The 21,516-nt window shown below is 34.3% G+C and carries 21 protein-coding genes; 10 read left to right on the top strand and 11 right to left on the bottom strand.

Annotated features, from left to right (window positions below; translation table 11 throughout):
- The first annotated feature begins 58 nt into the window (after nucleotides 1-58).
- Nucleotides 59-1,702, top strand: a complete 1,644-nt coding sequence (locus tag KKG99_06800; protein MBU1012694.1) for an amidohydrolase — start codon at nucleotides 59-61, stop codon at nucleotides 1,700-1,702.
- A 39-nt stretch (nucleotides 1,703-1,741) separates the two neighbouring features.
- On the opposite strand, the gene KKG99_06795 is transcribed toward KKG99_06800, so the two are convergent.
- The 5 genes from KKG99_06795 to KKG99_06775 form a co-directional block, all read right to left on the bottom strand.
- Entirely contained in the window at nucleotides 1,742-2,224 is a 483-nt protein-coding gene (locus tag KKG99_06795) for a hypothetical protein (protein ID MBU1012693.1), read from the bottom strand.
- A 626-nt stretch (nucleotides 2,225-2,850) separates the two neighbouring features.
- The gene (locus tag KKG99_06790; protein MBU1012692.1) at nucleotides 2,851-3,924 is read right to left on the bottom strand and encodes an alanine racemase; all 1,074 of its coding nucleotides are present in this window, start codon (nucleotides 3,922-3,924) and stop codon (nucleotides 2,851-2,853) included.
- 16 nt (nucleotides 3,925-3,940) lie between these two features.
- Nucleotides 3,941-5,089 (bottom strand): alanine racemase, encoded by a 1,149-nt coding sequence (gene alr, locus KKG99_06785; GenBank protein MBU1012691.1) that lies wholly within the window; start codon nucleotides 5,087-5,089, stop codon nucleotides 3,941-3,943.
- Nucleotides 5,090-5,096: 7 nt separating this feature from the next.
- The gene (locus KKG99_06780) at nucleotides 5,097-6,236 is read right to left on the bottom strand and encodes an amidohydrolase (GenBank protein ID MBU1012690.1); all 1,140 of its coding nucleotides are present in this window, start codon (nucleotides 6,234-6,236) and stop codon (nucleotides 5,097-5,099) included.
- Nucleotides 6,237-6,458: 222 nt separating this feature from the next.
- On the bottom strand, nucleotides 6,459-6,905 hold the full coding sequence (locus tag KKG99_06775) for a GNAT family N-acetyltransferase (protein MBU1012689.1): 447 nt from the start codon (nucleotides 6,903-6,905) through the stop codon (nucleotides 6,459-6,461).
- Between the two features lie 658 nt (nucleotides 6,906-7,563).
- Between KKG99_06775 and KKG99_06770 the strand changes: the two genes are divergently transcribed.
- Nucleotides 7,564-8,541, top strand: coding sequence for a tRNA-dihydrouridine synthase family protein (locus KKG99_06770; GenBank protein MBU1012688.1), 978 nt, complete (start codon nucleotides 7,564-7,566; stop codon nucleotides 8,539-8,541).
- A 104-nt stretch (nucleotides 8,542-8,645) separates the two neighbouring features.
- Here the strand turns inward: KKG99_06770 and KKG99_06765 are convergent, their stop codons facing one another.
- The 3 genes from KKG99_06765 to KKG99_06755 form a co-directional block, all read right to left on the bottom strand.
- Nucleotides 8,646-9,152: a porin family protein gene (locus KKG99_06765; protein ID MBU1012687.1), complete on the bottom strand. Its 507-nt coding sequence runs from the start codon at nucleotides 9,150-9,152 to the stop codon at nucleotides 8,646-8,648.
- A gap of 327 nt (nucleotides 9,153-9,479) precedes the next feature.
- A complete protein-coding gene (locus KKG99_06760) occupies nucleotides 9,480-10,049 on the bottom strand; it encodes a DUF2179 domain-containing protein (GenBank protein ID MBU1012686.1) in 570 nt (189 codons plus the stop codon).
- Between the two features lie 119 nt (nucleotides 10,050-10,168).
- Nucleotides 10,169-10,501 carry a hypothetical protein gene (locus KKG99_06755; GenBank protein ID MBU1012685.1) on the bottom strand — a complete coding sequence of 111 codons (333 nt, stop codon included), beginning with the start codon at nucleotides 10,499-10,501 and terminating at the stop codon, nucleotides 10,169-10,171.
- Nucleotides 10,502-10,612: 111 nt separating this feature from the next.
- Here KKG99_06755 and KKG99_06750 point away from each other — a divergent pair, with 111 nt between their 5' ends.
- Both KKG99_06750 and KKG99_06745 read left to right on the top strand, forming a co-directional pair.
- Nucleotides 10,613-11,581: an IS1595 family transposase gene (locus KKG99_06750; protein MBU1012684.1), complete on the top strand. Its 969-nt coding sequence runs from the start codon at nucleotides 10,613-10,615 to the stop codon at nucleotides 11,579-11,581.
- 4 nt (nucleotides 11,582-11,585) lie between these two features.
- On the top strand, nucleotides 11,586-11,819 hold the full coding sequence (locus KKG99_06745) for a hypothetical protein (GenBank protein ID MBU1012683.1): 234 nt from the start codon (nucleotides 11,586-11,588) through the stop codon (nucleotides 11,817-11,819).
- A gap of 292 nt (nucleotides 11,820-12,111) precedes the next feature.
- On the opposite strand, the gene KKG99_06740 is transcribed toward KKG99_06745, so the two are convergent.
- Both KKG99_06740 and KKG99_06735 read right to left on the bottom strand, forming a co-directional pair.
- Nucleotides 12,112-13,098, bottom strand: a complete 987-nt coding sequence (locus tag KKG99_06740) for a DUF3137 domain-containing protein (GenBank protein ID MBU1012682.1) — start codon at nucleotides 13,096-13,098, stop codon at nucleotides 12,112-12,114.
- Between the two features lie 10 nt (nucleotides 13,099-13,108).
- Complete coding sequence (locus KKG99_06735) at nucleotides 13,109-13,672, bottom strand: LemA family protein (GenBank protein ID MBU1012681.1); 564 nt, start codon at nucleotides 13,670-13,672, stop codon at nucleotides 13,109-13,111.
- Between the two features lie 231 nt (nucleotides 13,673-13,903).
- Here KKG99_06735 and ffh point away from each other — a divergent pair, with 231 nt between their 5' ends.
- The 5 genes from ffh to KKG99_06710 all read left to right on the top strand — a co-directional run bounded on the left by ffh (nucleotide 13,904) and on the right by KKG99_06710 (nucleotide 19,287).
- Entirely contained in the window at nucleotides 13,904-15,238 is a 1,335-nt protein-coding gene (ffh, locus tag KKG99_06730; GenBank protein MBU1012680.1) for a signal recognition particle protein, read from the top strand.
- Between the two features lie 168 nt (nucleotides 15,239-15,406).
- A complete protein-coding gene (locus KKG99_06725) occupies nucleotides 15,407-15,769 on the top strand; it encodes a four helix bundle protein (GenBank protein ID MBU1012679.1) in 363 nt (120 codons plus the stop codon).
- Between the two features lie 35 nt (nucleotides 15,770-15,804).
- Nucleotides 15,805-16,683, top strand: a complete 879-nt coding sequence (gene folD, locus KKG99_06720) for a bifunctional methylenetetrahydrofolate dehydrogenase/methenyltetrahydrofolate cyclohydrolase FolD (GenBank protein ID MBU1012678.1) — start codon at nucleotides 15,805-15,807, stop codon at nucleotides 16,681-16,683.
- 19 nt (nucleotides 16,684-16,702) lie between these two features.
- Nucleotides 16,703-17,335: a radical SAM protein gene (locus KKG99_06715; GenBank protein ID MBU1012677.1), complete on the top strand. Its 633-nt coding sequence runs from the start codon at nucleotides 16,703-16,705 to the stop codon at nucleotides 17,333-17,335.
- Nucleotides 17,336-17,358: 23 nt separating this feature from the next.
- Nucleotides 17,359-19,287: an OmpA family protein gene (locus KKG99_06710; protein ID MBU1012676.1), complete on the top strand. Its 1,929-nt coding sequence runs from the start codon at nucleotides 17,359-17,361 to the stop codon at nucleotides 19,285-19,287.
- 93 nt (nucleotides 19,288-19,380) lie between these two features.
- On the opposite strand, the gene KKG99_06705 is transcribed toward KKG99_06710, so the two are convergent.
- Complete coding sequence (locus KKG99_06705) at nucleotides 19,381-20,262, bottom strand: carboxypeptidase regulatory-like domain-containing protein (GenBank protein MBU1012675.1); 882 nt, start codon at nucleotides 20,260-20,262, stop codon at nucleotides 19,381-19,383.
- Between the two features lie 415 nt (nucleotides 20,263-20,677).
- On the opposite strand from KKG99_06705, the gene KKG99_06700 reads away from it, so the two are divergent.
- The gene (locus KKG99_06700; protein MBU1012674.1) at nucleotides 20,678-21,133 is read left to right on the top strand and encodes a porin family protein; all 456 of its coding nucleotides are present in this window, start codon (nucleotides 20,678-20,680) and stop codon (nucleotides 21,131-21,133) included.
- The last annotated feature ends 383 nt before the right edge of the window (nucleotides 21,134-21,516 follow it).

The raw sequence follows: 21,516 nt of genomic DNA, 5'->3' as shown, positions 1-21,516 counted from the left end.
AATTCATTTTTTAACCCTATTTTTCTAAATTTGTTGAAAACACCTTAATCTTTTAACCATGAAAAAGTTGATCTCCGTAATTCTTTTATTACCCATTTTAATTTCTTGTTCGCATATGAAAACTCAAGTTGATTTAATTGTATTTAATAGTAATATTTACACTGTAGATGATGGTTTTAGTATTGCCGAAAGTTTTGCCGTAAAGGATGGTAAGTTTATTGCGGTTGGTACAACCCAGGAAATTCTGGATAAATACAGTGCTCAAAGATCCATTAACGGCATCGGGCAATATCTTTACCCCGGACTGATCGATGCCCATGCACATTTTTACGGATATGGAATGTCCTTATTAACCAATGCTGATTTGCGTGGGACTAAATCACCTGAAGAAATTGTTGAAATTTTAAAAGCCTTTCACGAAAGCCATCCTGCCGAATGGGTTATAGGAAGAAGCTGGGATCAAAACGATTGGGAAGTAAAGAATTTCCCTACCAAAGATATTTTGGATAAAGCTTTTCCAAACAATCCTGTTTCTCTGCGCAGAGTTGACGGACATGCCGCATGGGTAAACAGCGAAGCATTAAAACGAGCAGGAATCACAGCTAAAACAAAGGTTCAGGGGGGCGAAGTCATTCTTGTAAATGGTGAGCCGAGCGGTGTGCTCATTGATAATGCCATTTCTTTAGTTGAGAAAATAATAACCGAACATGCTGCTGAAGTTAGTGCAGAAGCCTTATTGGAAGCACAAAAGAACTGCTTTGCCGTTGGACTTACTTCTGTTGTCGACTGTGGACTTGATTATTCAACTGTTATGCTAATCGATGAGCTTAATAAAGGCGGAGAACTGAAAATCAGGTTAAATGCCATGCTAAGCCCTACTGAAGAAAATTTTGAAAATTTTGTTAAGAACGGGCCCTACGTAACCGATTATTTAACGGTCCGATCCATTAAACTATATGCAGATGGAGCCTTGGGTTCACGCGGTGCATTAATGATTGAGCCTTATTCTGATGATCCTGGAAATCGGGGTTTGTTAATGGAAGATAATGACGTGTACCGAAAGGTTTGCCAATTGGCTTACGAAAATAATTATCAGGTTTGTATCCATGCCATTGGCGATATGGGTAATCGTTTTAGTTTAAATTTATTTGGTGAGTTTTTAAAAGAAAAAAACGATCGTAGATGGCGAATCGAACATGTTCAAATTATTCATCCCGATGATTTTGAATTATTTGGTAAGTATTCTATTGTTCCTTCTATACAGCCGACGCATGCAACTTCAGATATGTATTGGGCAGTCGATAGGGTAGGAGCCGAGCGCATGAAAGGTGCTTATGCATACAAACAATTACTTGCAATCAACGGTTGGGTGCCAAGTGGAACCGATTTCCCGGTGGAAGAAATTAACCCCATGTACACTTTTTATGCTGCCGCAATCCGAAAAGACAAATCCGGTTATCCCGAAAATGGTTTTCAAATGGAAAACGCACTAACCCGCGAAGAAACCTTAAAATCGATGACCATTTGGGCTGCTAAAGGCAGTTTTGAAGAAGATAAAAAAGGAAGCATTGAGGTTGGGAAAATGGCCGATTTCATTATTCTTGAAAAAGATTTAATGACCACTGAAGAGCAACACCTGCCTTACATGAGAGTGTTATCAACCTTTTTAGCAGGCGAAGAAGTGTTTAAATTGGCAAAATAGAATTGATGAGCTTAAATTATATTAAGGAAACGATTGCAATTAATTTGAATTTTTGGCTTCAAAGTGTTTAGTTATGTCTTCAATAAGCATAATGATATATTTCTCTTTATTAAACAGAAATAAACGTGTCGAAAATTGTAATTGCTTTTCAATCTTTATGTTGTTGTAATCGAAGAAAGGTCTGGAAATTTGATTTTTATAAATAACTTCATTATTTGTATAAGAAGTGAGGGCTGCAATTCTTAAATCGCAGGTTTTACATCTTGAAGTTTCACCGCATTCTTTTTGTTCTTCAATCTGATAGGCACATCCAATTGCTTCACCGCATTTTACATATAGTAAATCCTCATCCTTTTTATTTGAAAAAATAGTTTTTAATGAATCATTAAAAGCCTGTAATCTTAAATCTTTATTTAACAGCAAAACACAACTATTGATGTTGTTTAGGATTATGTCTAGAAACTCGCTTGAACCCCTTAAAAAGTTAAAACTTTCGTTATTCATAGACCGGTCACTTTTCATAATAAATAATGTTTAAATTATAAAGATAATGAAATTTGAATGTAAAACTAAATCTGTATGTCAAATGTTTAACTTCATAAATCATTAATGGCTTTTAAAAAAGTGTTTTTAGTTTCAACCAACATAGCAAAGTGGTTGGAGGTGCAAAGACTATTTCTACATCTGTCGTGTTATACTTCATAATTCAGAATTACATTCTTTATATTTGTATTGTGAATAGAAACTTAAATGTCTGGTTTTCTTAACACTCAAATTTTTAGTTTCATCGCGATGTTTCAGGGATTTTATTGCTGATTCTTCTATTGTTTCATCTTTAAAATAGCACAGTACAATAATCCATTTCCAACATTTATAAATGAATTGGTTGTTAAAAAATCCTTTACTGCTAAAGAAAATCCCGATGGAAACAATTTTAATCATGGGTTGTCCTGGTTTTGAATTTCAGAAACCTTTGTCCCACGCGATAATTTAAACTTTGTTAAACCATCTTTAAGAATGGGCAACATTAAAAAACTTATAATCCATAATTCGCGTTGCAGCTTTGATTTTGTTTTTTTATGGTCTGGAATATTAGTTGCTCAAATTAAATTAAGCACTATCCGTCAGTTGATTATAGGTAATGTCATCTAACGGGTTATTCGTTTCTCGATATATTTTGAATTTAAGATTCTTAACGTTCCCATATAATCTAACTTAAATTCGATCAAATCACCAACGACATAATTCTTTTTGTTATCACCAAGGTTTATTACGATCATATCTGAACTTGCCCCGGCCAATTGTAAACTTTTGTCAACCAATTCTATATGCTTTACTTCAACATCCAGAAGCCCTAAATCAATAATAGCCCGATATGATTTCTCCCCAATATTTGTTTGATCAAATTCGATATTTTTGCCTTCTACATTTGTCCCAAATTCACCCATCGGTACCACTGGTTTCTCAATTAATTCAATTATTTCAGCATAAAGTTTAAATACATCCGATTGCATTTTTTTTAAAGGCACATTATTATAGACATCAGTACCCAAAAACAAAGTTTCACCCACTCTAAAATGATTAATTCCCTTAGGCAAAAGATGCTGAAAAATTAACGGGATCGTAACCGATGACCCGCCCGAAACATAAGGTATCTGTTTATTGAATTTAGCTTCGATCAATTGCTCATATAAACTTAATTGAATTAATTTGTCGTGATTTGGTAAAACCCCATATAAACAAGACAGATTTGCACCAATTCCTACAACTTTAATATTTTCTAATTTAAAGACACTTTCATAAAAAGCTATAAAATCTTCCCCTAACACGCCTTCTCTAAGCTCTCCCAACTCGATCATAATTATGATCTGATGAATTTTGTTTTGTTTTTTAGCTTCTTTTGCTAAAAGTTTAATGGTCTCAAATTCGGTATTCATGCTGATATCAGCGTATTTCACAATCCGCGGAATTGATCTCCTGGCCGGGGGCTTAATATAAATGGTTTCAATTTTAGGATTGATTAATTTAATCTCCTTCAAGTTTGAAACCCGAGAATCGCATATTTGTGTTATCTCAAATTTTAATAGTTCGGTCAAATATTCTTTATGCCCACTTAGTATTTTTGAAACAACCGACCATTCAATATTGTTTTTTTTGAAGAGCGCATTGAGGTAGTCGAAATTTGATTTTAATTTCTTGAGATCTAAGTTTATGTAAGCCATGATTTTTTTTGTTTTTTTATACTACGATTCGTTTAATGGTTTCTGATAAGTGAGCCAAAACTTCATAATTAAGCTGATCACTTATATCACTAAAAGCACTTACTTTTATTTCTTGATCACCTTGTTTACCGATAATGATTACCTCATCACCTACTTTTGGATCAGGCAGATTTGAAATATCGGCTATAATCATATTCATATTTACAACACCTATCACATTGCATCTCTGACCTGAAATAAGCACATGTCCTTTGTTACTTAGCGAACGGTTGTAACCCGACGAATATCCGATAGGGATGAGCGCAGTTTTAATGGTGGTTTGTGCCAGATAAGAAATCCCGTAACTTACAAACTCACCACTTTTAACTTCCTTGATCGTCATGATTTGGCTGTTCCAGCCAAGTATTCTTTCTAATGGATCTGTTTTTTTTGGTTTATTGTTGATGTATTGAATAAAAACTTCAATGCTCGACCAAAATCCATAGAGCATAATCCCAATTCTCACCAAATCCATTCTTGCTTTTGGATATATAAAAGATGCCGCAGAATTAGACACATGTTTGTATTTTGGAACGATTTCATACTTTTCAAGAATCGTCAACATTTTTTGATAATTCTTTAACTGTTTCTGGATTCTTGGATGATTCGAGATGCTTTCGGCTCCGGCTAGATGTGTGCAAAAACCAGCCACATTAAAAAATGCTTCATTTTCATTGATGATAGAAATAGCCGTATTTAAATCTTCTAAATTTAAACCCGAACGATTCATTCCAGTTTCTGCTTCGAGATGAATATTTGCCTTGATATTGAGCTTCTTTGCACATGCAAGTGCAATTTGCAAACGTTCGATGTTAAAAATGAAAAATTCGATTCCTTTTTTTATTACATCAAACATGTTTTTGTCAGAAACCCATCCCATGATCATAATAGGTTTTGGTTCTGAAAGACTATGAAAAACCCTGATCGCTTCGATATAACTAAAAACAGAATAATGATTAATGCCGTATTTTTCAAAGAGTGGAACAATTTGCTCTATACCGTGGCCATAGGCATTTGCTTTGACAACAGCCGAGATTAAGACTTTAGCGCCCATTTTTTTCTTTAAAAAATCAACATTGTTCTTTAATGCTATCTCATTCAGTGTAATAATGGAACTATCGGTCATGTGGTTATTAAGCATCATTGGTATTTGAAGTTTTGTAAATTGTATAGAAAATATTTATCCCAGTTTCTATGATCTCATCCGGGAAATCGTAATCAGGATTATGAAGTTGGGTTTGCGAAAGCCCCGCTCCCAAGCCAAACAAACAAGTCTTGTATTTTTGCGAATAATATCCAAAATCTTCCGACCATTTAAAGGGCTTCTCAATAAATTCAATTTTTAGATTATTTTGCCGTGCTGATTGTTCAGCCATGCTCACACATTCATTATTATTGATGCTTGCCGGAAATGCTTCACTATAGGAAATTTCGCATTTCAATTTTTCGAATTTTGAAATTGCGTTGATGATTTTTTCGGTGTGATGAGTTAATAATTCCATGTCCTCATTTTCAAATGAACGCAGGGTAATGTTTATTTCGGCAAATCCAGGTGAGGTGCCAAAAGAGATTTCCCCCAATTTGATATGAATAATGGTAAGCAATGTAAGATCTTTAAACAGGGTTTTGTTTCCGATAAATTCATTTAGCTGCTGAATAATTTTAGATATAGCATTTGCGGGACTGATTCCATTTTCAGGTTCCGCAGCATGAGAGGTTTTGCCGAAAAGTTTAATCGTAATGCCTTTTGAAGCAGCAGTAAAACTCCCGTTTTTAATTACTATTGTATGTTTTTCAAATCCGGGAATATTATGTAGTGCATACATAAAATCCGGTTCAATGGTTTTAAAAGCAGGATCTTCCATCACGTCTTTTGCCCCTTGTTCCACTTCTTCGGCAGGTTGAAAAAGTAAAACCACTTTCCCATACTGGGGAGGATTTTCTGCAATTCTTAGAGCCAGTCCTGCCAGAATGGCCATATGTCCATCGTGCCCGCATACGTGCGCTGCCTTTTGATTGACAGAAGCATAGCTGAGCGATGATTTCTCTTTTATTGGTAATGCATCCAGTTCGGCTCGAAACATAATTGTTTTACCGGGCCTCTCACCTTTAAAAACAAAAGCTAGCCCTGTTTTACCTAAGGAAATTACTTCGGATGGAGCTAGGGTATTTATAAAATTAGCAATCCGTTCTGAAGTTTTGAATTCTTGATTCGAAACTTCGGGATTTTGATGAAGGGTATGCCTTAATTCAATGATTTTATTATTTATCATAACATTGCTTGAAGAAGAAATTTGCCTGAAAATAAGATGAGCAGTAAATTAATGTAAATAGATAGCTCAATAATATATATGAGGCATTTGTAAAAATTAGGCTAAAACTGAAAAAGCACACCATCTTGCAATTCAAGAAAGGAGATAAAGCAGGATAGTTATATACACAGGTTAGTTTGAGCTAATCTGCATTGCTGTTTGATTAATGTATTAATTTAAATCTTAATCGACCTTTTTGAAACGCATTTCCGAATATTTATTCGTAAATCCAAGTTTTTCGTAAAGAAATCGAGCCGGGTTATTAGGCTCTACATGCAATGCAATATCTCCACTCGAAACTCCCATTGCCTTTTGCATCAGTTGTTTCCCGATGCCTTTTCCTCTATAGTCTTTATGGGTAGCAATGTAAACCAATATGTTTTCAGGGATATATCCTCCCATGCCGGTTTGATTTACTACAACGGCACTTAAAATTTCAGCCTCTTCCGAGGCAACCAAAATAAAACCGCCAAACGAATTTATTTCTTTTATCGCATAATCAATGCATTTTGTAATATGAGGTTTGGGATCACCAAATTGCTCTAAATGTTGGTGCAAAAATTCAACTATTTCCTGTCGTTCACTAAAGCTTGGTTTGTTTTCATCGTTAAACATTTTTGTTTTGAGCATATAATTTTCCTCCTATTAATTGTTTTGTATTAGGCTCAAAATACGAATAATTACTTGAAAATCAAAGTTTATTTGATTTAGCTAATTATTTGGTAAGGGTTTTAGGTTTTATAATCTTAATGAGAACAGGGAAGTGATTGGAGATACAAAGATTATTTATTCGCCTGTCGTTGAGATAACAATAGCTGTAAATTTCTAAATTTTTTGTGAAAATGTAATCGATACTATAACTGTTTCTAGGTTATAAAATTCTGATGCTAATACCTAAGGATAGGTTCATACTTATTATCATTGTTAATGGTTAAAACCCTGCAATTTTATTGCAGCTACTTTAGGTTCTGTAATGTTCTAAAAAAATTACAAATTATATCCGTCCAGGTGGGCCAAATTCTACATAAATAACAAAATTCAATATCCAAATCACAATGTTTGGTTTTTTAAAATTTCATTATTGGTATAATTTATACGGATTTGTATTTGATATTTTGAACATTGAATATTGACTTGCCCGCGGCAGGTTGTTTTTATGGCTCTTACCAAATGATTCCTGTTCAAAAATCAAGCCTATGTATTTTCAATCCATGTTGGTTTAGTTATACATGCATCAATGCACAAATAATTTTAATAATTCATTGTGACACTCAAAATTGTAAATTGAGTGATTAATTCCTCAAATGATTATTTTTGTGCTGTGATTAAACAACCTTATATTTATTTGGCTCCTTTGGAGGGTTATACCGAAATAGATTTCAGAAATATTTTTGCCCGACATTTTGGGGGTGTAGATGCAGCAATCGCGCCCTTTGTTTCCTTGATGCATCATGACCTGGAAGATAAGCGCAGATCGTGGGATATACCTCATGCAGATGTGCAAGGATTGAAAACCATACCTCAGTTCATGGGGCGAAATGTGAAGGATTTTAAACATTTAGCTAAATGGATCAAGTTTAAAGGTTACGAGGGCTTAAACTGGAATTTAGGTTGCCCCTCAAAAAGGGTAGTTCGAAGGGGTAGAGGCTCAGGTTTATTAAAATATCCTGACGAAATTAAATCCTTCTTAGATGAGATTTTTAAAGATATTGAAGTTGAGTTTTCCATAAAAACACGTCTGGGATTGGAGAGCCCGGAAGAAAGTTATCAGCTTTTTGAAATTTACAATCAATATCCTTTGAAGGAAATAATTTTACATCCCCGGCTTGGCATCCAAATGTACTATGGGGAAGTAATGCTGGAGCGCTTCGGAGAAATCCTGCATTTATCAAAAAATGAAATTGTTTACAACGGAGATATTAATACCGTGGAAGAATATCAAAAAATCATGGAAAAATTTCCTTCCATTTCACGGATCATGATTGGCAGGGGCCTGATGAAGGATCCATTTTTGGCCGAAAGAATTAAGGGATATTCACCTTCTGTTTTATTAAATGAAAAGGAGCGTTTTTTAAAGTTTCATGAGGATTTATATCGTGTTTTTGAGGAGAAGTTCAGGGATAAACATGAGTTGTTGGGAAAACTGAAAGATTATTGGCGTTATTTCTCATTCTATTTTAATGATAGAAATGAAGTTTTTAAATACCTTTCCAGAAGCCTTGACTTGGATGAATTTCAATTCAGGCTTCATGAAATTATTACCTGAGTCATATTATTGATTGCTATAATTAAAAAAAAGCTGAAAAGGATCTCCTTTTCAGCTTTTTTAATTTTCTATCATCTTTATTCTAGAAATCAGCTAATGTGCTTTTATAAATAAATGCCCAAAAAGGCTTGAATATGCTCATTACTGTTATCGTACTTTATTTCGGCAAATATTTTACCAACCTGGATTCCACCTCCGAATTCCCAGTCTATATGATCTTCGGTTCCACTACCATCATCAATACCCATATCAGCGAACTTTAATTTAATCATTCCATAGTTTACGCCACCTAGCGCATACACTTTAAAATTGTCAGCATTCAGGATATAATATAAAGCATCGGCATTAAACGCCATATAGTTCATGGTTACTTCAGCACCAAATGCATTATATTTAAAAGGAAGATAATATGAGAATCCGGCTGTAACGCCAAATTTGTCGCCAACATTGAATAATGCCCTTACGTGTGGACCAAAATTTATTTTTGCTTCAAAGTTGTCATCTATTCCTGCTTTGGTTCCGGCCATGCCACCAAGGCCAAATTGAAGTTGCGAAAAGGCAGTACTTCCAGCTATTAAAAATACTGCAATGATTAATAGGGTTTTTTTCATGGTTTTAGTTTTAATAAGGCCTACTCTAAACGCTTTTCGGCTAACGCGATATTAAGTTTTAAAATCAGACAGTTTAGCTATATTATTTGTTACTTTATTTTCGTAAAAAAAATGAAAAAAATCAACCCAACTCCAAACAATAACCTCTATTTTAAATCCAAACTCCCGTATTTAAGTTTGAAAATCAAGTTAAAGATATAAAAAAATATTATTTCATTGTTTCATTGTTTCATTCTTTCAATATTTCATTCTATATCGTTTAATACTCATCTTCACAACAGAATAACAACTTTATTATAACTGTATTATAACTGTATATCCATCTTCCTACTTCCCCTTTCGCCAGCGTTTAGATGCTATTTTCATGGGAAAAACACCTTTATTCACGAATTTCACATCTTCAATTGAATAGAAGGCATTTGGATTGTATGTTTTGATAAGATCAAGTACAATAGGCAAGTCGGATCTTTTAATAATGCTATAGATAATACTAACCTTTTGAGTACTTCCATCGGCTTCGTGATGGGTTATCCCGTAACCGGAATCGATTAAAATCGCAATTAGTTCGGAGGCCTCTTTGCGGGTAATAATCTGTAATTTAACCACACCAAAAGCCAATTTTTCTTCAATGATTAACCCGATATAATTTCCGGTGGCAAATCCTGCTGAGTAAGCAAAGTAGCAAACCCAGTTGTCCAGATTTTCGAAAATTTTAGAGATCGCAAGTAGCCAGATAAACACTTCAAAAAACCCTAAGAAGGGTGCCCAAAATTTTTGCCCCTTTGAAATCATTACAATCCGGACGGTACCTATGGATACATCACCGATTCGGGCGATGAAGATTAAGAAGGGAAGTAAGAAGTAAGTGAAAAGATTTGAATCATAAAGAGTTTCCATCATCAGCTATTTATTATAAAAGTAAAAAATAATAGAGGAGAATATTTATCTATCCTAAATGTTTTGTCGAATTCTAAGATTAAATATTTTAAAATTTCGGAATTATCGGGTAATTGGTTTTAAGTCTTTTTTGTAAATTTTGAATATATAATAGGAACTATGAGTATAATTAAAAATAAAATAGAAACTTTATTAATATCCTTCTTAAGAATTTTATTTTCAGCAGATAATTTCTCGTTTTCAGAAAATAATAATTCCATAAATTTATCATCATTGCGCTCCCATTCTCTTTTAAAAACATATAAATTTAGAGTGTCTTTCTTCCAATCAATAAACCATTTTTTTCTTTTATTATTAGTAACTGCAATGATTACAATTATAAGTGTTGTTAAAAGTGCATATATGCTTATAACGAAAGCATTTTCTTTCATTATCTCCTTAATAGTATCCATTATTGGTTATCCTTATATTTTAATGTCATGTTTTTATAAATCAACAGGTAAAGATAAAAATTCTAAAATAACATTGTTTTTATTTGATAAAGAAATAATTATTAAATAGCTATGAACATAATCCAAATAACGAATAATTTCCCAACAGAATTAAGCGCAATCAATTACTTTGAAAAAGTACGCTGGGGGAATAAAATACGCTGTCCTTATTGTAATTCTATTAAAAAGTCAGCAAGGAATCAAGATCACCGTTATCATTGTAAGGAATGTGAAAAAACATATTCAGTAACGGTTAACACCCATTTACATAATACAAGGTTACCTTTAAAAATGTGGCTCTATGCAATTGCTTTAATCAGTGATGCAAAGAAAGGAATGTCAGCAAAACAGCTTGAAAGGAACTTAGGCATACATTATGAAACCGCTTGGACAATGTATCATAAACTTAGGGATTTGATGACAATCGAAAATAACTCAATCAGGTTAAATGGAGTTGTAGAAATGGATGAAACATTTTTAGGTGGCAAACCTCGCAAAAATGCAAAAATGATGCTTTCATCTTCTGAAAAAGAAAATCTGGATTTAAAGCTTTACGACTTGAAACAAGATTTTGGATGTTCGGAATCAAAGTATAAGAAAAAATATCCAACCGTAAAACCTAAAAGGGGCAGGGGTGCAAACCGTCCTATTGTGGCTGGAATAGTTGAAAGAGATGGAAATGTGATCGCTGAAGTAATGAATCAGTTAACCCATAGCGAATTAAAAGCAATGGTTAAAAAGCACGTTGACATGGACGAATCAATTTTGGTTACAGATGAATATAAAGGTTATCATCGAATGAATAATATCATTGAACACATTAAAATTGATCATCAGAAAATGTGGAGTTATAAAGGAATCAATACTAATTCGATTGAGGGTTTTTGGTCTATTATCAAACGTGGATTAGTAGGGCAGTATCATCATGTAAGCCTTGAATATTTGCCTAAATATATAGCCGAATTTGTGTTTAAATACAACAATCGCAATGAAGATGATATGTTTATAACATTGGTTAGAAATTGTATGTTAAATAAATGAAATTATGTGTAATTTTATAGCAAAAGAAGAAGTAATGGCAAAAAATAATTGGTTAGATCAGTTATTTACCGCAGCTGCTCTTATAGGTGGAGCATGGCTTACAATTGAACTAATAAAAACTTTTGGAGAAAAAAAAGTTTATTATTCTTGTCCTAATTGTGGTTTTGATAAAATTGAAAAGGGATTAACTGAATGCCCTAGTTGCAAAGTAACCTTGAGTTGGAGTGGAACAAAATAAAGAATATATAATCAAATCGGAATCAAAACGAGAAATATATGAAGTTTCTAAATTTTGGTTTGTTTTTATTAAAATATCTACCAAAATATTATTCCTTGCAATCGCTTTATTTATTTCTTATCAATTATATGATAAATGCTTATATGAAGAATGTAATGATTTCGTAGTTGGTTATTTTTCAATTATTGGGCTATGCTGTTTTGGTCAATTAGGATTAGAACCAGAAAAACTAGTAAATTTCTCCCTCACCAAATAACCGATAATTCCGTAAAATTTTTGAAAGCATTTTATACTAGGCCTTTGTCCAGATACGGGTATTCAAATTCAATTCTTTAATGATGGTAGCATTTACCATGAATAAATTATACATATTTTCCACATCCTCAAACTTAACACCCGAACGCATTATTTTCGGTTCGAACAGATTTTTTGTAAAACTCATGGCACAATAAACCCTCGATCCGATAAACGACAAATGAATGGGGCGCTTGTATTCTTTATGTATTTTTACCAATGCCTCCATAATCGTTGGGGTTAGGATGTATCGCGCTTCAATTTGGTCGGTTGCATGGACCACAAAATATTTTTCGAACTCTGGGTTTTCTAATTTAACTAAGTCGGCTTTTCCCGTAATCTTTTGTAACTTTTTCCCCATATTGCCGAGAATTCTTTCTGCTACATCGGGGGCAATATAAGTTTTCCCTGTAAAGTGTTTGTTAAAATCGGCATGAAAAAACAACCCTTTAAAAATAGTGACCCATTTATCCTGACGATGCCCATCATGATCGGTACTGATACTTTTATACTGCGTATGTAATTCTGAGCATCTGAAGTCGGTTTTATCAATTACACCCGAAATAAAATCATCTCCTTCATATTTGTCGTAATGCGTTCTGAATAAATCACTTTCTAAATATTCGGTGATGCTGATATATTGATCGGGAACATAGTTCCAATTTGGGTCGATAGCGTGAACAATCTTTGAAACTACTTCCGATTTATAGGCATTACGATATAACCTCTTTTTTTTAATCGAAAGAATAAGAATGACGATTGAAAAAATGATGATTGCAGCTAATATAATAATTGAAAATATAACAGAATTATTTAGTGTAGAAGCAGTAGTAAGGGTAACAATAAAAATAATAAAAGAAACAACGATCCCTGCAATACCGACCAATCGATGGAAGAGTAGTTTTTTACGCATTCCCTCAAGCCCCGATAATTTTTCTTTTAAATCCTTGTTGTATAATTGTTCAAGTTCTTCTCTTTTAATCATGATTTAAATATTATTTAAATAAATTGTTTACGTTCACAACTTCACGTTCGGACTCCGGAATTACAAATACTTCTTTGTGTTTTAAATGCATCATCCCGGCAATAATGCTTTTAGGAAAGGTTTGTACCGCATTATTAAAATCAGTAATTACAGCATTGTAAGTCCGGCGTGCTGCCGATATTTGTGATTCAACTTCGTTCAATGTATGTTGAAGGTTGAGGAAATTCGCACTTGCTTTTAGGTCAGGATAATTTTCTACGGCCACCATTATACTTTTCATACCTGCAGAAATTTGATTATCGAGGGCCACTTTCTCATCGCTCGAAAGATTTCCACTGATCGCTTTTGTTCTCATTTCTGTCAGGTTGTTTAATGTTTCTTTCTCATGAATCGCGTACTGTTTAATCGATGCAACAATATTTGGGATCAGGTCATAACGCTTTTTGAGTTGAACATCCATGCCTCCGAATGCGTTGTCAACTTCGTTTCTGGCACGTATAAGGCTGTTGTACATGCCAATAATAATAAGTAGTACCAACGCGATGGCAATAATAATGATGATTGTTGGATTCATAGTTTTAATGGTTTTTAGTGATGGATAATAAATTGAAGATGAAAGAATTTTCATCCTTGGTGATTGATGCTTTTATCTCGAAGGCCTTCAAATTTCTTGCATTTAAAAGGATAACGTAAATATACAAATTTTGCGAAATTGACAATATGTGTACTAATTATATCTAGATGGTTTTATTCGCAAATTATTTGTCACAAATTACTAATTTTGTAGTCCCAAAAAAAATAGAATATGTTTGAAGGTTTATCAGAAAAGCTGGAGCGCTCGTTTAAATTATTAAAAGGGCAGGGATATATTACAGAAATTAACATTGCAGAAACCCTGAAAGAAGTGCGTAAAGCATTACTCGATGCGGATGTTAGCTATAAAATTGCCAAACAATTTACAGAAGATGTTAAACAAAGGGCCCTTGGCCTAAATGTATTAACTGCAGTTTCTCCCGGACAACTAATGATTAAAGTTGTTCATGATGAACTAACACGCCTGATGGGTTCCGAGAAAGTGGATCTGAATGAAAAGGGAAATCCTGCCATCGTTTTAATTGCCGGTTTGCAAGGTTCCGGTAAAACTACTTTTTCGGCCAAACTGGCCAATTACCTTAAAACTAAGAAAGGTAAGAAACTATTATTGGTTGCTTGCGACGTTTATCGTCCTGCAGCTATTAAACAATTGCAGGTTTTAGGCGAACAGATCGGGGTTGAAGTATTTACTGAAATTGATAATAACAACCCTATTAAAATAGCCAAGCATGCAATTAGTTATGCAAAAGATAAAGGCCTGAATTATGTAATCGTTGATACAGCAGGTCGTTTGGCGATTGATGATGAGATGATGAACGAAATTTCGTCGATCAAAAATACCATTAATCCGCATGAAACCTTGTTTGTAGTAGATTCAATGACAGGTCAGGATGCGGTTAATACTGCCAAAACCTTTAATGATCGATTGGATTATGACGGCGTTGTTTTAACAAAATTAGATGGCGATACACGTGGTGGGGCCGCATTAACAATTCGATCGGTTGTTAATAAACCAATCAAGTTTGTGGGTATTGGCGAGAAAATGGAGGCCATCGATATTTTTCATCCAAGCAGGATGGCAGATCGTATTCTGGGGATGGGCGACATTGTTTCGTTGGTTGAAAAAGCACAGGAACAATACGATGTAGAAGAAGCTAAAATTCTGCAACGAAAAATTGTCAAGAATCAGTTCAATTTTAATGATTTTCTTTCTCAGATCAAGCAAATCAAAAAAATGGGTAATGTGAAGGATTTGATGGGAATGATACCGGGAATGAGCAAAGCATTGAAAGATACAGAAATTGACGATGATGCCTTCAAAAGCATTGAAGCCATCATCTATTCGATGACGCCTCAGGAACGGGAAGATCCGAAATTATTGAACGGTACTCGAAAAAAACGTGTGGCCATAGGCAGCGGGACAGATATTCAGGAAGTAAACAGATTGATTAAACAATTTGGAGAAACCAGCAAAATGATGAAAATGATGACAGGCGGCAAAGGCAAAAATATGATGAATTTGATGCGGAATGCAGGGAGAAGATAGCTGTTTGCTATTAGCCGTTAGCTATTAGCAGTTAGCGTTTAGCTTCATAATTTTGAAAACAAGTCCCAAATATCATTATATAAAGAACATAATTAAATTATTAAGAATTAAGATTAAATTAAAGGCCTAGTAGCCAATAGCTAATAGCAAACAGCCAAAAACAAACAAATGAGAGATTTCAAAACATTAAATATTTGGCAAGACGGAATGGAGCTAGTAAAGGCAGTTTATCAGATTGTTGAATTATTGCCTAATGATGAAAAATTTGGCATGAGAAGTCAAATGACTAGAGCAGCAATTTCAATTCCTTCAAATATTGCAGAAGGATGTAGTCGGGATAGTCAAAAGGATTTTAAGAGATTTCTTGAAATAGCCTTAGGTTCAGCTTTTGAATTGGAAACTCAAATTTTAATTTTAATTGAAATTAGTATTTTAAAAATTGATGAAATTCAATTATTATTGGATAATTTAACAAAGCTTAAAAAGCAAATTAATAGTCTAATCCAAAAACTTAAAGCCAACAGCCAATAACTAACAGCCAACAGCTAAAAGCCAATAGCCAACATATGAAAATTATCGACGGAAAGAAAATAGCAGAAAAAATAAAGTCTGAAATTGCAAAAGAAGTTGCTGCGATGATTGATAAGGATGAGAGAGGTCCACATCTGGTAGCGATTTTAGTTGGAGATGATGCTGCAAGTCATACCTATGTCGCATCAAAAGAGAAAGCTTGTGCTTCTGTTGGAATGACATCATCTATTTATCGTCATCCTTCATCTATCAGTGAAAAAGAATTATTGGAGATAGTTGATTTCTTAAATAATGATGATGAAGTTGACGGATTTATTGTACAGTTGCCTTTGCCCGCTCATATTGACGAAAATAAAATAATACAACGTATCGATCCCAAAAAGGATGTGGATGGCTTTCACCCCATTAATATTGGAAAGATGGTTCTTGGATTGCCAACTTTTATTTCAGCTACACCTCAGGGAATTATGATGCTTCTAGAGCAGAGCAAAATAGAAACCGCCGGTAAACATGTTGTAGTGGTCGGAAGAAGTAATATCGTTGGAACTCCTGTTAGTGTTTTATTGTCGCGCAAAGCAAAAAATGCAAACGCCACCGTTACCCTTTGCCATAGCAAAACAGAAAATCTGAAGGAAATATGCAAATCAGCAGATATCTTAATCGCTGCTATCGGTGTTTGTGAATTCATCAAAGCAGATATGGTCAAAGAAGGTGCAGTAGTTATTGATGTGGGAATGCATCGCGTAGCTTCTACTAAAACCCAATCGGGATTTAAACTTATAGGTGATGTTGCATTTGATGAAGTAGCCGAAAAATGCAGTTATATAACTCCTGTTCCGGGAGGAGTTGGACCAATGACAATCGTATCCTTACTTCAAAATACTTTAAAAGCCTATAAAAAAGAGGTTCGCTAAACAAGCAGAACAGACATAGATGATTGAATCAGTTGAACAGAATTTGAAGAATGGGAAATTGCTTCCATTAATGGAGGAATTTTACACCATTCAGGGTGAAGGTTTTCATACAGGCAAACCAGCCTATTTCGTGCGTATTGGTGGATGTGATGTGGGATGTAGCTGGTGCGATACCAAACGATCGTGGAATGCAGAGCTTCATCCCGCTGTATTAGCTGATGATATCGTTAAACGGGCTGTTGCAACCCCGGGAAAGGCAGTTGTTGTGACCGGAGGCGAACCATCTATGTATGAATTGGGCTATTTCACTGCCGAATTGCACAAAAATCAAATACTCACTTTTATTGAAACCTCCGGTGCCCATAAACTGAGTGGCGAATGGGATTGGATTTGTTTATCGCCCAAACGACAAATCCCACCTAAAAAAGAAATCTTTAAAAAGGCCCATGAACTTAAAATGATCGTTCAAACTGAGGCTGACATTGCATGGGCAGAGGAGAATTCTCTCAAGGTTAGCGAGCATTGCGAACTCTATTTGCAACCCGAGTGGAGTGTAGCTCCGAAAATTTTACCGATCATAATTGAATACGCCAAGAACAATCCCAAATGGAAAATTTCGTTACAGAGTCATAAGTACATGAAAATTCCATAAATTAGGCTATGCTTTTAAAAAAGATGAAATATCGCTTTCCGGGTTTAATATTCATCTTTATATTTAGTTTTATCACTCCTACATTGATCGCTCAGCATCAGGTGAATAAAAAAGCCTTAAAACTTCAAGAGCTGGCATTTATCCATTTCAAACAAAATGATACTACCAATGCACTTGAGTTTGCACTTGAGGCCATCAAAAGAGATAGTTTATTTGCTTCCTCATGGGTACTTGCGGGTAATATTTATGAGATGCATGAACAAATTGAATTGGCAGCTCATTTTTATCGAAAGGCGTTAGATCTTTCGACCGATGAATTCAATCATCTGTTTTATGCGTTGGCGGAGTTGGAAGTGAAATTGAAAAATTTCGACGCTGCCATTAAATATCTTTCGAAATATTTAAGTTTGAGAATAGCCGATGAACGGGAGCGAAGAGAGGCTGAACAATTAAAATTAACTGCGGAATATAGAAAAAATGCCTATCAAAACCCTGTTGAATTTAAGCCTAAAAACCTTGGTCAAAAGGTGAATAGCTCAAACGATGAATATGTGAATTCATTAAGTACGGATGAACAATCAATGTATCTGACCATTAAAAGTAAAGTTGTTGATGTGATTCAGAACGCTCCGGCTTACATCGAAAATATTTATCAAACCCAATTGGATAGCATAAATTGGTCCGATCCGAAAATTGTAATATTTGGGGATCAGTTCATTGATGGGGCAGGAGGGGCATCGGTTTCACCTAATAATCGTTATCTCTTTTTTACATCCTGTAATAAGGCAGATAGCAAAGGCGGCTGCGATTTGTATTATTCCAAAATTATTGACGGGAAACTAAGTGATGCTAAAAATCTGGGCTCGATTGTTAATTCAGGTAGTTGGGATTCTCAACCATGTTTTTCATCCAATGGTATAAGTTTGTTTTTTGCCAGCAAACGTCCCGGTGGGTTTGGTGGGTCGGACATCTGGATTTCAGAACTGGATAAAAACGGAAATTTTACAAATCCTCAAAATGCAGGTTCAACCATAAATACCACTGGCGATGAGATGGCTCCCTTGATCCATTACGATGCTGCCACGCTCTTTTTTTCGTCGAACGGCCATATTGGGATGGGAGGGTACGATTTATTCGTGAGTAAATATTCATCCGATGGAAATTGGAGTATGCCTGAAAATCTGGGTTATCCCGTGAATACCGATCGGGACGAAATTAACCTGATCGTGGCCCCCGACGGATTAACTGCCTACATTTCTTCCGATCAACCGAATGGATTCGGGGGCTTTGATATTTATAAATTTAGCTTGAATCAAGCAGTTCGGCCCAATCCGGTAACTTATGTTAAAGGGATTGTTTATGATGCTGAAACAGGGGAGAAGTTAAATGCAAAAGTTGAGTTGGTGAAGCCGGAAACAGGTGAACTGTTCACCCGTTCCGAATCTGATTTGGAGACCGGGGCCTTTTTGGTTGCTCTACCGATGGATCAAATGATTTCACTAAATGTGGACAAAAAGGGCTACTTATTTTATTCCGATCATTTTAATACCCATTTTAAAGGCAGTAAAGCCGATCCTGTTGAAATCCAGATCCCGCTCAAAAAATTGAAATCAGGCGAAATCATGGTTTTGAATAACATCTTTTTTGAAATCAATAAATTCGAATTGATGGAAAGCTCGTTTCCTGAGTTGAATAAATTGGAAGCACTTTTAAGTGAAAACCCGTCATTAAGAGTCGAAATTTCAGGGCATACCGATAATGTCGGAACCATAGATTATAATAATGAACTTTCTAAAAAAAGAGCCAAATCGGTTTATGATTATTTGATCAGTAAAGGTTTCGAACCCTTGATGATGGAATATAAAGGCTTTGGTTTTACTAAACCAATTGATACAAATGATACTGAATCAGGTAAATCCAAAAACAGGCGGACAGAAATCAAAATTTTATAGGAATGAAGGAAACCAAGGTTTATCGGTAAAAAAAAGAGCCAATTGTTTTTAGGTAAAACAATTGGCTCTGTGGTTCAAAATAGATAAGGGCCTTTAAAAGTCATTAATTTTAAATTGTCCAACTTTCTCTGTACCGCTTTTAAAAATAGTTATGTCAGAATAAGAAGTAGAAAGTACATAAGTATTAATAGTGTTTATAGTTTTATTGGTTCCGCTTACCACAATTTCAAATACTCTCCAGGTATCACCGTTACCTGTAAATGCAGGTGGATTAAAAGTGTTTTTTAGGCCTGAAGAGTCATATAACTCAACTTTTGCGGGAGACGACTTAATTTCAGCTCCTGCATTTGCAGTATATTTATTAGTATAATTATGAACCGAGAAACGATACATGCCATTAAAGAAACCTGAAATGGTGGTTGTTTCAGGCCCTTGGCCTGAGGTGTCGTCAACATCGAGGCTTATATATTGATTCGGGTTTTTTGCAGAGCCTGAAAAATACATATGAAATCTTCCGCCGCTGCCGTCTGGTCCGGTTAAATGACTATCCAAATCAGATGGTGTCAATCCCCATGTTAAAACAATACGGAATGATCCTGCTGCAGGTGCATTGACTAAAGTAACCGGATCCAAAGTGTTAGTTCCGGATACCAATGTTACTTGAAATTGTCGCACGAAATATCCATTTGAAACAACAAAGCAGAGATAAGTTCCTGCTACAGCATTAGTTATGGTATAGTTTCCATTTTGGTCAGAAGTAACCGTATAATTTGAATTATTATAATCCGTAGCAGTTAAGTCACGGGTGAAATAGAGGGTAGCATTAGCGAGGCCAAGTCCGTTTTGTGAGTTAATAACAACTCCGGTTGCATTAGCATCCCCTACATTCTCATCTGAATCTTTTTTACAGGAATAAAAACTCATTGATACTCCAATAAACAAGATTATGCCTATTAGTAATAATTTCTTTTTCATAAGTGGTGGTTTTAAGTGTTAATTATTAGGTTTTTGGCTGTTCGAATATAAAATTAGTAATTTTTCTTCATATTCAAAATAATTTAGATATTTAAGTTATTAATTTAATAAGATAATTACTTAAGATTTTCGAATTTTGATAAAGAATATTGTTCATAATATTTTTTTTAAAGTCTGGTTTTTGTATTATAAAACATTTTAAATTTATAGGAAATAAATATGAAATTTTTATCTGTATATATTATACCTTAACTTATTGAAAATGTAATTTGAGCGAAGCTGGATGTTTGAAATTTTATTATCAGATTTTTTTTATGTTTGATTAATTCATGTATTTATCTTTAATTGAAAATCAAAAAACCTTATTATCATTATTAAAAACTAAAACTAAAAGATTATGAAAAATTTATTAAAAATGATTATCTGTGTGATCGTGTTGTTCACAGTTACTGAGGCTAATGCGCAAAAAAAAGTAGGTGGTGGTGTATGGTATGCTACTGAAATGGAAAATGTCGGTATCAGTATTAATGGTGCTTATTTCTTTAGCGATAATTTTAGCGTAGCTCCATCTTTCACATATTTTCTTGAAAAAAACCATGTGAATTGGTCAATGTTGGATTTAGATGTTAACTATTCTTTTACAGAATTGGATTTTGGTAATCTTTATGCTATTGGAGGTTTAAATTTAACCTTCTTTAGTGTCGACTTAGGTGGCTGGGGTAATGCTTCAGGAACAAATACAAGTTTCAATGCAGGTATAGGTCTGGGCATGCCGATAGGTGATAATATGACATTATGCCCTGAAGTACGATATACTTTTGGTGATGGAGATTTTCTTCGTATTGGAGTGAAGCTCTTAATAGAGATTTAGTAACAAAAAAGGGAAGATTTAATCTTCCCTTTTTTTGTCTGTTCCCATTTTAATTTGCAAAAACTTTTTATCCGTTCATTTTAGTAAAGTTGTAAATATTCTTTCCGAATAATTCTTTCTAACTCTGTTAAATAATAGTTAAATCTTCCCGTCAGGTTGAAATGGTCATTTCTATATGTACATTTGTAGATCTGTTAAACTATTTACGTAATGAAATACCTGTTAGTAATTATTTTAGGTTTAATTATTTTACAATCATGCACTTCAAATTTATCTTCTGATAAGGCTTCAGGTATTTCTGTTCTTAATTTTGATGAATTGGAGCCTTCTTTACATCGGGAGAATGATACTACCTATATTATAAATTTTTGGGCTACCTGGTG

This window comes from Bacteroidota bacterium, from assembly GCA_018816945.1.
Taxonomy (GTDB): Bacteria; Bacteroidota; Bacteroidia; order Bacteroidales.
Note: the sequence above shows the minus strand (reverse complement) of the source record. Positions and strands in the feature narration are given on the sequence as shown.